The organism is Nostoc sp. JL34 (assembly GCF_017114945.1).
Taxonomy (GTDB): domain Bacteria; phylum Cyanobacteriota; class Cyanobacteriia; order Cyanobacteriales; family Nostocaceae; genus Nostoc.
Genome location: NZ_JABXKQ010000169.1, coordinates 98,805 through 110,895 on the forward strand (window position 1 = coordinate 98,805; position 12,091 = coordinate 110,895).

The window sequence follows — 12,091 nt, forward strand, 5'->3', positions numbered from 1 at the left end:
GATTTTGCTCCTCCTGCCTCTTTCTATTATTTCTGTTGCGATCGCCAACGCGCCGACCAATTAGTTGTAATACAAAGTCGATTTCTAATGAGCAGCACAAGATGTAGCGGTGAGCAAGGAGTTATGGGGCGAAGCAATGGGTACTTGAGCAACCAGAACCACGTTCCCATTAGCATCCATTACCCATCCTTGGGCTTCCACAATTTGAGTAGATTCATTGACAGAATTAACTTTCTGTGATTTTTCTTCTGTGTTTCGCTGTGCCTGAATACCCACTCCTTTCTGAATACCGCCAGCACGATTTTGACTCTCTGGAGAGAGTGTGATCCAATCTATTAGCACCGTATCAGCTATCAATGGCTCCGTGGGATCGGATGCTAGTCCTCCACGCCCAGTAGCAATAAATGAACTCCCGGCTATTTTTCCACCAGAATTACAACCAGCAGCAATTTGCTGGGAAGCATCAACCAGATTTACGGGCAATTCCACCAATCCTCTACTGGGGTCAGCATCTGGTGAGTTGATTTGTACAGTGCCACTCAATGAAGGATTTTGCTGAGAAAATGCAGTGATGTCACTTGTTCGCAGGTTCCTCGGGTTTATTTCTTCTGGATCAAGTCTCTCTACATCTGCACGGGTGCGGGGTACAAACCCAAAGATATTTTTAGTGGTGATAGTGACTTTACCACCAGAGCCAGAGAAGGCATTGGCAGTGATATCGCTATTTCCAAAGGGAGCCGCGACGATGAAGCCATTAGGTACTTTGATGGTGATATTACCGCCATCTCCACCAAGCCCTGTTGTACCTGCGTTAGTGGTTATTTGACTTTCGCGGCGCATCAATAATAAGTCCCGCACCTGTAGCGTAATATTCCCGCCTCGACCTGACTCGGTTTCAGCTGTGAGTTTTCCTTTATTGTTCAGAAGTATAGAACGAGCGGTTATATTTAAATCGCCTGCTTTGCCTAAGTTATTTGCATCTCCGACATAAATTACATTTTTTAGAGCTTGGCTGCTGACAGTTATTGCAGCCCCATCCTTGATAATCAATCGCCCTGTAGTTAGCGTCAAATTGCCGCCATCTCCAGGTCCTTGAGTCCCAGAAAACAAGCCACTGAGCCTAGAACCATTTGGTGAGGTTCCTATTAGTTCTACGGACTCTGAAGCGTTTACCGTCAAGTTTCCTGCTTTTCCTGTAGCTGGTGTAAATTGGTTAGGAATAGACATATATATACCCTCGGAGCTTGTTGATATTCTTGCTCCTCCTTGGATACGCAACTTTGCAGTGTTGATTGTGATACTCCCAGCGTTTTTACTACCATAAGTTGCACTAAATAATCCACTGGGTATTAAATCACTACCATCTTGCAAGAGAGGAATGGAGGTGCCGCCGATTATTTGTACGGAATCTGAGGCGTTTATGGTCAATTGCCCCTCCAATTGTGCTCCACTTCTGACTACCAACTTCTTAGTAGTGATATTTATGTTTCCAGAGGTTCCATTAGAGAAACTCTGAGTAAAGAGTCGCGCATCTTTTTCAACTACTACAGACTCTGAGGCGTTCACTGTCAAATTCCCTCCTGATTGCACTCCAAAGGGATCAACTAGAATTAGTAAACTGCCAGCTACCCGCACAAGCTTGCCTTGCACCTGGATATTACCGCCATCCTCTCCATGAGTATCTACAGTAGGTCGAATTTTATTTAACTGGATTAGTTGGACGTTCTGGAAATTTTGAACACCTTCATATCCCAATGCCCAACCTTGATTCGTTGGGCTTAAACTGACCAGACTATTACCAGCGACGCTTCCTAACTCAACTCTTCCGCCCTTTGCTGTAATATTTCCCCCCTCTAGCGTGATGTCACCGCCTATAAGTGCCAAGGTTTTGCCTTGCTGCACCTGTAGACCAACGCCTTGCTTCAAGATATTAACTGCACCATCTGGTTTGGCTTGGGATTGATTGCGGATGGGAGCCGCAGTTGCTCCGAATTGTAAACCAATGGGAACACTTAGTGTCAGTAGAGGTGTAGTTTGAGGAGATGTAGCATTAAACTTTGTACCATCAGCAAAGTTCAAGCTACTTGCTGTACTTGCCACAAATGAACCGCCGATATTTAAAGAAGCATTGGCTCCAAAAACAATGCCGTTAGGATTAATTAGAAACAGGTTGGCTGTACCGTTAGCTTTCAGAATGCCATCTATATTAGAAATAGAATTGCCTGTCACTCGACTGATAATATTTTGAATATTTATTGCATTGTTAAAGTGGGCTGTCCTTCCCGCAGACACAGAAAACTGTTCAAAGCTGTGGTATAAGTTTGTACCACGAACTGCCCCACCATCAATCTGGTCTATAGGCTGACCATCAATTAGCTTTGGTGTAATGGTTGAACTTTCAGATCCAAGTGTGCCATCCTTTTGTATTTGGGCTAAGGCAAAACTCTCAAAGAAAGTGAGCACTCCAGCAATTGCTAAAGTACTCATTATCCCTAACTCCCAGCACCAACTGCTTCTGTCTCCAGACATGACAAACTTGCACCCAAAAAATAAGAGTATATTGAAATACTGCTCCTTGCTAATTAGGTATAGTGATACTTGAGATTATCTCTGTAGCCTAACTAGTAAATGCAAAGTTCAGCATTTTTATACTCACTAGAATAAACTTTTTATAGTGCAAAGACTAAATTATTTAGCAGTTACAGCCGAAATAGTCGCCAGTTGAAGGGCAAGGAATACACCATGCTTTTTGCATTAGCACAATTGCCTGTTCTGTTTCTCCTGAGGTTGCTGGCAATAATGCATTAGGTTGCTGTTCATTAACTGCATTACCAGATTTGATTTTATTTGGGTCAAGATTACACTCCCACTGAATAGTCAAAGCTCTATCATCTAATACACCGTACTTCTGAAGCACTGCGTATAAGTCAGCGTTATGAACGCTTTCAAGTAGTTTCTGTTCAATCTCTTCTTTTAACTGCTGTAATGTTTCAGAGTTCATAACTGTTTCCATTTCCTACAGGACGTGTATGATTGTTGATTCCGCTTGGCTAGGAATAATTACGCATACTGTTACAAAACTTAATATTTTCGTCCTGGATTTCCTTTAGGTTAGGTATTGATGATTTATAAGGAAATTAAATTGAAAAAGGCAGGAGGAAAACTACCCTCTGCTTCAGCAAAATCTAAAATTCGGACAGCTTTCTCGCTAATTCTTAATCCCTGTCGCAGCAATACCCTGAATAAACTGACGCTGACCGATGATAAATAGGATCATCACTGGAACTGTTGCTATAGTAACTGCCGCCATCATCAAGGGCCAATTATTCGTAAATTGCTCTTGAAACTCTGCCAACGCCAGCTGCACCGTCCTTAATTCTGGGCGTGTCGTAAATACTAAAGGCTTAAACAAATCATTCCATTCGCCGATGAAGGTGAACAAAAACAATGTCACCAAAGCGGGACGGGCTAAAGGTAACATCACCCGCCACAAAATTTGCAGTCGGTTAGCCCCATCTATAGCTGCGGCTTCCTCTAACTCCACGGGAATTGTCTGGAAATACTGACGTAACAAGAAAATCCCAAATCCGTTGACCGCAGTGGGTAAAATTAGCGCCCAGTATGTATTTATCACGTGTCCCCACTTCAACACCAAAAAGATGGGAATCACCAATAACTGAAAGGGAATCACCAAAGTTGCTAAAACTACCAATAGCAGTGCTTGGCGTCCCCGAAACTTCAACCGTGCTAAGGCGTAACCAGCCAAAGCGGAAGTGACAATCTGAAACGCCGTCACAGCGATCGCTACCAAGGTAGAATTAGCAAACGCCAGCAAAAATTTTCCCTGTTGCCACGCAACGCGGTAATTTGCTAAAGACCAGTTATTTTTGGACAAATTTTCTGGGCTGGCGGCAGTTGATGCGAAGGAGGTGAGAAAGACCACAAACAGCGGTAATAAAACGATAAATGCCCCTAGCAGTAATACTACTAGGCTCAAAAAATCACCAGATTTCAGATTCGGGTTTGGTTTAGACATAACTTGAGCTGCAAAGCATTTATTTCGCTAGTACTAGAGCATTGCCCCCAGCAACAATTAATCTATAAAGATAGTCTACTTGTTAAGTTAAATTAAACCACAGTGATTGTTACTCTCAGTTCATAGGGTAAATTCAATCCTGGTGTCAAATAATTCAGGTTTACAGGAGTAAACATAACCATGCCGCAGCTTACAGACGAATTTAAAGAATTAGATTTCAAGAGCGAAACATACAAAGATGCTTATAGCCGGATTAATGCGATCGTAATTGAAGGGGAACAAGAAGCCCATGAAAATTACATCACATTAGCCGAACTGCTGCCGGAATCTCATGATGAATTGATTCGCCTCTCCAAGATGGAAAGCCGCCATAAGAAGGGATTTGAAGCTTGTGGGCGCAATTTGCAAGTCACCCCAGATTTGCAATTTGCTAAGGAGTTTTTCTCTGGACTACACCAGAATTTCCAAACAGCAGCGGCAGAAGGGAAGGTCGTCACTTGTCTGTTGATTCAGTCTTTGATTATCGAATGTTTTGCGATCGCAGCATATAACATTTACATCCCCGTCGCCGACGCTTTTGCCCGTAAAATAACGGAGGGAGTAGTAAAAGAAGAATATAGCCACCTCAACTTTGGAGAAGTTTGGTTGAAAGAACACTTTGCAGATTCAAAAGCTGAACTTGAACTTGCAAATCGCCAGAACCTACCCATAGTCTGGAGAATGCTCAACAAAGTAGAGGGTGATGCCCACACAATGGCAATGGAAAAAGATGCTTTAGTAGAAGACTTTATGATTCAGTACGGTGAAGCATTAAGTAACATAGGTTTCACAACTCGTGACATCATGCGCTTGTCAGCCTACGGACTCATCGCCGCTTAAAAGAGTGCTGAGTAGAGACGCGATTAATCGCGTCTGTACAAGAGTGCTGAGTGCTGAATAGTTCAAATTTATCAGAACTTCAGAACTCAGGACTTAGGACTCAGGACTGTTGAACCACTTAAACATATTCCACGCCTCAAGACAGCATAAGCCTAATAATCACTACATGTTTGGTCTAATTGGACATCTGACTAGTTTAGAACACGCTCAATCGGTAGCTAAAGAATTGGGATACCCAGAATATGCCGATCAAGGGCTAGATTTTTGGTGCAGCGCCCCACCGCAAATTGTCGATACCATTATTGTCACCAGTGTAACTGGGCAAAAAATTGAAGGACGCTATGTAGAATCTTGCTTTTTGCCGGAGATGCTGGCTAGTAGGCGGATCAAAGCAGCAACGCGCAAAGTCCTCAACGCTATGGCTCATGCACAAAAGCATGGCATTAACATTACAGCTTTAGGCGGATTTTCGTCGATTATTTTTGAAAACTTTAAGTTAGACCAGTTTAGCCAAGTTCGTAACATTAAACTAGAGTTTGAACGCTTCACCACAGGAAACACACATACTGCCTACATTATTTGTAAGCAAGTGGAAGAAGCCTCAAAACAACTAGGAATCGATCTGTCAAAAGCGACTGTTGCTATATGTGGGGCAACTGGAGATATTGGTAGTGCAGTTACCCGCTGGCTAGATGCGAAAACAGATGTCAAAGAACTTTTGTTGATCGCCCGCGATCAAGAACGCCTCAAAGAACTGCAAGGCGAACTGGGGCGAGGAAAAATCATGGGTTTGACAGAAGCACTGCCTGAAGCTGACGTTGTAGTTTGGGTTGCGAGTATGCCCAGAGGCGTGGAAATTGACCCGACCACTTTGAAACAACCCTGTTTGTTGATTGATGGTGGCTATCCTAAAAACTTAGCAACAAAAGTTCAGCATCCTGGTGTATATGTGTTAAACGGTGGGATTGTCGAGCATTCCCTGGATATTGACTGGAAAATTATGAAAATCGTCAATATGGACGTGCCAGCCCGCCAGTTGTTTGCTTGTTTTGCTGAATCAATGCTGCTGGAATTTGAGAAGTTATACACGAACTTTTCGTGGGGACGAAATCAGATTACCGTAGACAAAATGGAGCAGATTGGTAAGGTATCAGTGAAACATGGATTTAGACCGCTGCTGGTTTAGTCATTGGTCATTGGTCATTGGTCATTGGTCATTAGTCATTTGTTATTTGCAAAGGACAAAGGACAATTGACAAAAGATAGATAACTTATAACTCGTACTTGTAACCCCTACGATGGCAACTACCGAGCGTAAACCGCTACTGTTAGATTTTGAAAAGCCCCTAGCAGAACTCGCAACCCGAATCGATCAAATTCGGCAACTTGCAGAAGAAAATGGCGTCGATGTTTCTGGTCAAATTCGTCAACTAGAAGCACGTGCCATGCAACTACGTGAGGAAATTTTCACTAGTCTATCCCCGTCCCAGCGATTGCAAGTCGCTCGTCATCCGCGTCGCCCCAGTACTCTCGATTACATTCAAGCAATTAGTGATGAATGGATGGAATTGCATGGCGATCGCTGTGGTGGTGACGATCCGGCTTTAGTTGGTGGTGTGGGTCGTCTGAGTGGGCAACCGGTGGTGATGTTGGGTCATCAAAAAGGACGCGATACTAAAGACAATATTGCCCGTAACTTTGGAATGCCTTATCCTGGCGGCTACCGCAAGGCGATGCGGTTGATGGAACACGCCAACAAGTTTAGTATGCCGATACTAACTTTTATCGACACCCCAGGAGCTTGGTCTGGAGTAGAAGCAGAACACCAAGGTCAAGGAGAAGCGATCGCTTACAACTTGCGGGAAATGTTCTGCTTGGATGTGCCAATTATCTGCACAGTTATCGGTGAAGGTGGTTCCGGTGGCGCCCTTGGTATTGGCGTAGGCGATCGCCTACTCATGTTTGAACACTCCGTTTATACCGTCGCTACTCCCGAAGCCTGTGCCGCCATTTTGTGGAAAGATGCTGGTAAAGCTCCCCAAGCTGCCGTTGCTCTGAAAATTATTTCCCACGACCTGAAAAAGTTAGGAATTATCGACCAAATACTGCCTGAACCCACTGGTGGCGCTCATTCCGACCCATTAAAAGCCGCTACCACTCTCAAGCAAGTACTGATGGAAAATTTAGACGAACTCAATCGTTTAACCGCTCCAGAACGCCGCCAACTTCGATACGAAAAATTCCGCAAAATTGGTGTTTTTACAGAAGTTGCCCACTAACAGCACTGCATAATTATTGATTAGCCAAGCAGCAATGCTATAATTGCCTATGTGCTTAAAGATTTTTAACAATCTAGCCATAGGCATTTGCATGTTTGGCAAACCTACTCAATCTGATTGAGTTGTTTTTGTATTATTAAGTAATCTAATTTGAGTGTACGGCGTGGTTTTCCAGGCAACTATTTGTTGTCTTCATCGGTAAAACCCACAATATGTCATGGCGGCTATTGTACCGCATCATAGCATTTGCTTAATAAAAATCATCAGATTTTTAGATTCCTTTAATATATCCAAACCGAGAAGTGTGAATAATTGGATGGTAATAGGCTTTGGGAAGTGCCAAAAAATTGGGAGACACCATGAGTGTTGAGCAAAAACGACGTGCCCTAATTACTGGGGCAAGTAGTGGAATTGGGAAAGCAACGGCTTTAGCCTTTGCGAAAGCGGGAATAGATGTCGCCTTAGTCAGCCGTTCTTTGGATAAGTTGGAGGCGGTAAGAGAAGCCGTAGAGCATATTGGGGTGGAAGCGAAAGCTTACGCTGTAGATTTAGCGCGGATCTTGGAAGTCAAAGACAAGATCCAATCGATCGCCCTTGACTTTGGTGATATAGACATTCTGGTAAACAATGCGGGCCTTGCCTATACAGCCACTTTGAGCGAAACTCCCCTAGAGGACTGGCAGCAGGTAATTGACTTGAATCTCACCAGTGTCTTTCAGTGCATTGTGGGAATTTTACCTTCAATGCGCGATCGAGGCACAGGCACAATTATCAACGTCGCCTCAATTGCCGCCAAGCAACCCTTTCCTGGTTGGGGAGCATACAGCGTTAGTAAAGCCGGTTTGATTGCCCTCTCTCAAACCCTGGCACAAGAAGAACGCACCCACGGCATTCGTGTCACAGCTATCTGTCCCGGCGCAGTCAATACCGAACTTTGGGATACAGAAACAGTCCATGTCAACTTAGACCGTTCTAAAATGTTAACCCCGGAAATTGTGGCTCAGTCAATTCTTTACACTGTTCTTTTACCACAACAGGCAGTTATTGATGAATTGACCTTGATGCCCAGCGCTGGCGCACTCTAATTAGTCCTGCGTCCTTTGTCTTTTGCAAATGACCAATGACTAATGACTAATGACTAAACCATAACCAAGACTAAATCATGACTATTGCTAGTTCCAACGGTTCTAATTGCTCTCAATCACCTTTGATTCCCGACTTGGCAGAAGCCATAACTCCTAGACCCGATCGCAATACCCACAACGGGCGACAAGCGGATGTGTTCCCGCCAACAGAGGAACAGCTGGACGAAATGAAGGACGCCGTGCGGACACTAATATTGGGCGTTGGTGAAGACCCTGAACGCGAAGGTCTCCTGAAAACACCCAAACGAGTAGCCGAGGCAATGCGGTTTCTTACCAGTGGTTACAACCAATCCCTTGAAGAACTCGTTAACGATGCCATCTTTGATGAAGGGCATAGCGAGATGGTACTAGTTAGAGATATTAATTTCTTTAGTCTGTGCGAACACCACATGCTGCCATTTATGGGTAGAGCGCACGTTGCTTATATTCCCAACCAAAAAGTTGTTGGACTGAGTAAGCTGGCTCGGATTGTTGAGATGTATTCCCGGCGCTTACAAGTACAAGAGAGACTAACTCGCCAAATTGCCGAAGCAATCCAGACTATTTTGGAACCTCAAGGCGTAGCGGTTGTGATGGAAGCTAGCCACATGTGCATGGTGATGCGGGGCGTCCAGAAACCAGGTTCTTGGACTGTTACTAGCGCAATGGTTGGTGTGTTCCAAGAGGAGCACAAAACCCGCGAAGAATTTTTTAACTTAATTCGCCACCAACCAGCGTTCTTTTGAGTGCTGAGTTGGGAGTTGGGAGTTGGGAGTTGGGAGTTGGTAGTTAATTTACAACTCAGGGACTGACAAATAGAAAAATATCCAATTAACTCTTGTGGGGTGGGCGACACAAGAGCCATATCAACTGGGCAGGCAGGATGCCATTGGTGTCAAGTTAAGCTCAAACTTCCTATGTCAATAAGCATTTAGGCTTAAAAATTCGGTTTGAAAGGGACAAAAAACGAACTTTTTCATGGACTATTAATGCTTTGTTTATTAGCATCACTCCCAGCTTGCGTATAAAAGTCAGAAAAAAGTTCACCTTTATACTTCGTTCCTAACAAAACCTATCGTTGACAAATGGGTTTTAACCTTAAGTTGACACCAATGGCAGGATGCCCACCCCACAATATTGGATAATTTATTTCTTGGAGTTCCCTCATCACTCCTAACTTCTAAGTAACCCAATGTTCTTTAGGCTGTTAAATAGGAGTTCTACCTTATCTAAATCCTTATCTCCTGGTGTCCGTTCCACACCACTAGATAAATCAATGCCGCTAGGATTAACCTGATTTAGGGCTTCCACAATATTATCGGCTGTTAGTCCTCCTGCTAAAAACCAAGGGCAAGTGGGGCTAAATTGTTCTAGCATCGTCCAATCTAAAGTTTTGCCTGTACCACCCAATTGTTGCGGATGGTAGGCGTCAAGTAGCAAAGTGTCCACATATTTGGTGTAATCAACCGCTGTGTCAAGATGCTCAAGATTACGAATTCTCAGTGCTTTAATAATTTCGACATTGGGTAAAGCTTGACGTATTTGGTCGCAAAAATCTGTTGATTCATCTCCGTGTAACTGCACACCAGTCAACCCAGAATCAACAACTGTCTGGTAGATTTCAGGGATAGTAGCGTTGGCAAAAACCCCAATTGTGTCAATATTGTCTGGGAGTTCTGCCACTGCTGCCCGAATTTGGGATGCAGTCACGTAACGAGGCGAGGTTGGCACACAAATAAATCCTAGTGCCGTTGCGCCCAGAGAGGCGATCGCTATAGACTGCTGTGGTTGAGTAATGCCGCAAATCTTAACGCGCATGAATATTTAACAAAATTAAACTAATTATCAAAAAAGTCTAAACTATCTAAAAAACTTTTGGGCCTTGTAACTTTATAATCTTGTAGGCTTACATTTACTTTTCGATTCAGGAGACAAAAGCTTGATTTCCTCTATTTTATTAGCAGTAGCTGCATCTGTTCCCCCAACACCGGTGTGGAATCCCACAGTGGGAATTATCATCAGCGTCAGCAGCTTAGTAGTTGTTTTGCTAAGTACTAAGATTGAAAAACCTCTAGTTGGCCCTAAATTCCCTATCCTGCCAATTAGTATTCCAACATTCGTTGCTGCGATGGCTTTTGGTCATATTATTGGCGTTGGCATCGTTTTAGGACTGACTAACATCGGTCGTCTGTAGTTTTGTGATGCCAGAGGCGCTACTTATAACGCCGAGATCAATACAAAACTCCTAAAAACGATTTTGGGCCGGGGGAGTAGGGAAGAAATAACTTATGCCCCATGCCCAATTACCCAATGCCCAATGCCCAATGCTTCACTCCAGAGTTTTGCTCACAGGCGTTAATTGTCTATTCTAGAAATAAGAGCATTTTGTCACTCGGCACTACCGAATTGATGCTCAATATAAATGTGTATAAGATTATACGTAATATTGCGGGATAAAAACTACTGACAATATCTAGTTTTAGGACAATGTAATGCAAACAAATTGGAGAATTGGGTCATTATTTGGAATTCCCCTGTTTTTAGACCCGTTATGGTTTGTGATTTTAGGGTTGGCAACCCTAAATTTTGGGGTAGCTTATCAGGAATGGGGGAATGTTATAGCTTGGAGTGCTGGAATAGTTATGGCACTGCTGCTCTTTGCTTCGGTGTTGCTACATGAGTTGGGTCATAGCTTGGTAGCCCGATCGCAAGGCATTAGAGTTAATTCAATTACCCTATTTATGTTTGGTGGGATTGCTGCGATTGAAGAAGAATCTAAAACTCCTTTCAAAGCGTTTCAAGTAGCGATCGCTGGCCCTTTGGTGAGTATCATCCTATTTTTCCTGCTCCGTCTGGCAGCTATTGTGATACCTGATACTAATCCCCTCAGTGTCATGGTCGGAGATTTGGCGAGAATTAACTTAGTAGTGGCTCTATTTAACCTGATTCCTGGCTTACCTCTAGATGGTGGGCAAGTGTTAAAAGCAGCACTATGGCAAATCACGGGTAATCGTTTTCAAGCTGTACACTGGGCTGCAAAGGCGGGGCAAATATTGGGTTATAGTGCGATCGCTTTAGGATTTGTTGTCGATTTCGTGACTAGAGAGTTAGTAGCTGGTTTGTGGATTGCGCTGTTAGGTTGGTTTGCTGTCCGCAACGCTAGCAACTATGACAATATGACTACATTGCAAGAAAGCCTACTCAAGGTGGTGGCGGCCGATGCGATGACCCGTGACTTTCGCGTTATTGATGCTGACCAGACATTGCGCTCCTTTGCCGATTTATACCTCTTGGAAACCGTTCCCTCACAGGTTTATTTTGCTGCTTCTGATGGACGTTACCGGGGTCTAGTTTCCATTGACGATTTTCGTTTAACCCAAAGGGGTGAATGGGAAACCGAAACCTTACATAGCATAGTGCATCCCCTGACAGAAATACCTACTGTTGCAGAATCAACATCGATCGCTGAAGTAATTAACAAACTGGAAAATGAGCAGTTACCTCGAATTACTGTGCTTTCTCCGGCTGGTGCTGTAGCTGGCGTAATTGACCGGGGAGATATTGTGCGATCGCTAGCACAAAAGTTAAATTTGCAGATAACCGATGCTGAAATTAAGCGCATCAAGGAAGAAGGTAGCTATCCACCTGGGTTGCAACTGGGAGTAATCGCGAAATCAACTAAAAATTAAACGTCACACACTCGTCATAGGTTTGCAATAGATCCGTCAAAAGCATGTGTGATATTTAATTTGGTATTTGGTTACAAAATGCTT

General features: G+C 43.7%; 11 protein-coding genes. 7 read left to right on the forward strand and 4 right to left on the reverse strand.

The genetic code is table 11. The annotated features are described in order from the left end of the window. Positions 1 to 84: 84 nt before the first annotated feature. The 3 genes from HWQ44_RS30840 to HWQ44_RS30850 all read right to left on the reverse strand — a co-directional run bounded on the left by HWQ44_RS30840 (position 85) and on the right by HWQ44_RS30850 (position 4,036). Entirely contained in the window at positions 85 to 2,487 is a 2,403-nt protein-coding gene (locus HWQ44_RS30840; protein WP_292725867.1) for a filamentous hemagglutinin N-terminal domain-containing protein, read from the reverse strand. A 205-nt stretch (positions 2,488 to 2,692) separates the two neighbouring features. After that, positions 2,693 to 3,001: a hypothetical protein gene (locus HWQ44_RS30845; RefSeq protein WP_292725869.1), complete on the reverse strand. Its 309-nt coding sequence runs from the start codon at positions 2,999 to 3,001 to the stop codon at positions 2,693 to 2,695. A gap of 207 nt (positions 3,002 to 3,208) precedes the next feature. After that, positions 3,209 to 4,036 (reverse strand): carbohydrate ABC transporter permease, encoded by an 828-nt coding sequence (locus HWQ44_RS30850; protein WP_292725871.1) that lies wholly within the window; start codon positions 4,034 to 4,036, stop codon positions 3,209 to 3,211. A gap of 180 nt (positions 4,037 to 4,216) precedes the next feature. Here HWQ44_RS30850 and HWQ44_RS30855 point away from each other — a divergent pair, with 180 nt between their 5' ends. The 5 genes from HWQ44_RS30855 to folE all read left to right on the forward strand — a co-directional run bounded on the left by HWQ44_RS30855 (position 4,217) and on the right by folE (position 9,064). Beyond that, positions 4,217 to 4,915 carry an aldehyde oxygenase (deformylating) gene (locus HWQ44_RS30855; RefSeq protein ID WP_292725872.1) on the forward strand — a complete coding sequence of 233 codons (699 nt, stop codon included), beginning with the start codon at positions 4,217 to 4,219 and terminating at the stop codon, positions 4,913 to 4,915. Positions 4,916 to 5,081: 166 nt separating this feature from the next. Then, the gene (locus HWQ44_RS30860) at positions 5,082 to 6,101 is read left to right on the forward strand and encodes a long-chain acyl-[acyl-carrier-protein] reductase (RefSeq protein ID WP_292725919.1); all 1,020 of its coding nucleotides are present in this window, start codon (positions 5,082 to 5,084) and stop codon (positions 6,099 to 6,101) included. A 112-nt stretch (positions 6,102 to 6,213) separates the two neighbouring features. Further along, on the forward strand, positions 6,214 to 7,194 hold the full coding sequence (locus HWQ44_RS30865) for an acetyl-CoA carboxylase carboxyltransferase subunit alpha (protein WP_094349744.1): 981 nt from the start codon (positions 6,214 to 6,216) through the stop codon (positions 7,192 to 7,194). A 359-nt stretch (positions 7,195 to 7,553) separates the two neighbouring features. Further along, positions 7,554 to 8,279, forward strand: coding sequence for an SDR family oxidoreductase (locus tag HWQ44_RS30870; protein ID WP_292725876.1), 726 nt, complete (start codon positions 7,554 to 7,556; stop codon positions 8,277 to 8,279). Positions 8,280 to 8,356: 77 nt separating this feature from the next. Further along, entirely contained in the window at positions 8,357 to 9,064 is a 708-nt protein-coding gene (gene folE / locus HWQ44_RS30875; protein WP_292725878.1) for a GTP cyclohydrolase I FolE, read from the forward strand. A gap of 427 nt (positions 9,065 to 9,491) precedes the next feature. Here the strand turns inward: folE and HWQ44_RS30880 are convergent, their stop codons facing one another. Then, entirely contained in the window at positions 9,492 to 10,136 is a 645-nt protein-coding gene (locus HWQ44_RS30880; protein WP_292725880.1) for a phosphoribosylanthranilate isomerase, read from the reverse strand. A gap of 121 nt (positions 10,137 to 10,257) precedes the next feature. On the opposite strand from HWQ44_RS30880, the gene psaK reads away from it, so the two are divergent. Both psaK and HWQ44_RS30890 read left to right on the forward strand, forming a co-directional pair. Then, entirely contained in the window at positions 10,258 to 10,512 is a 255-nt protein-coding gene (gene psaK / locus HWQ44_RS30885; protein ID WP_292725882.1) for a photosystem I reaction center subunit PsaK, read from the forward strand. 298 nt (positions 10,513 to 10,810) lie between these two features. Continuing rightward, positions 10,811 to 12,007, forward strand: coding sequence for a site-2 protease family protein (locus HWQ44_RS30890; protein ID WP_292725884.1), 1,197 nt, complete (start codon positions 10,811 to 10,813; stop codon positions 12,005 to 12,007). The last annotated feature ends 84 nt before the right edge of the window (positions 12,008 to 12,091 follow it).

What these genes read in the sequence shown, in the direction of transcription:
- HWQ44_RS30840 (WP_292725867.1), bottom strand. Translation starts at nt 2,487, where the DNA reads ATGAGTACTTTAGCAATTGCTGGAGTGCTCACTTTCTTTGAGAGTTTT.
- HWQ44_RS30845 (WP_292725869.1), bottom strand. Translation starts at nt 3,001, where the DNA reads ATGAACTCTGAAACATTACAGCAGTTAAAAGAAGAGATTGAACAGAAA.
- HWQ44_RS30850 (WP_292725871.1), bottom strand. Translation starts at nt 4,036, where the DNA reads ATGTCTAAACCAAACCCGAATCTGAAATCTGGTGATTTTTTGAGCCTA.
- HWQ44_RS30855 (WP_292725872.1), top strand. Translation starts at nt 4,217, where the DNA reads ATGCCGCAGCTTACAGACGAATTTAAAGAATTAGATTTCAAGAGCGAA.
- HWQ44_RS30860 (WP_292725919.1), top strand. Translation starts at nt 5,082, where the DNA reads ATGTTTGGTCTAATTGGACATCTGACTAGTTTAGAACACGCTCAATCG.
- HWQ44_RS30865 (WP_094349744.1), top strand. Translation starts at nt 6,214, where the DNA reads ATGGCAACTACCGAGCGTAAACCGCTACTGTTAGATTTTGAAAAGCCC.
- HWQ44_RS30870 (WP_292725876.1), top strand. Translation starts at nt 7,554, where the DNA reads ATGAGTGTTGAGCAAAAACGACGTGCCCTAATTACTGGGGCAAGTAGT.
- folE (WP_292725878.1), top strand. Translation starts at nt 8,357, where the DNA reads ATGACTATTGCTAGTTCCAACGGTTCTAATTGCTCTCAATCACCTTTG.
- HWQ44_RS30880 (WP_292725880.1), bottom strand. Translation starts at nt 10,136, where the DNA reads ATGCGCGTTAAGATTTGCGGCATTACTCAACCACAGCAGTCTATAGCG.
- HWQ44_RS30890 (WP_292725884.1), top strand. Translation starts at nt 10,811, where the DNA reads ATGCAAACAAATTGGAGAATTGGGTCATTATTTGGAATTCCCCTGTTT.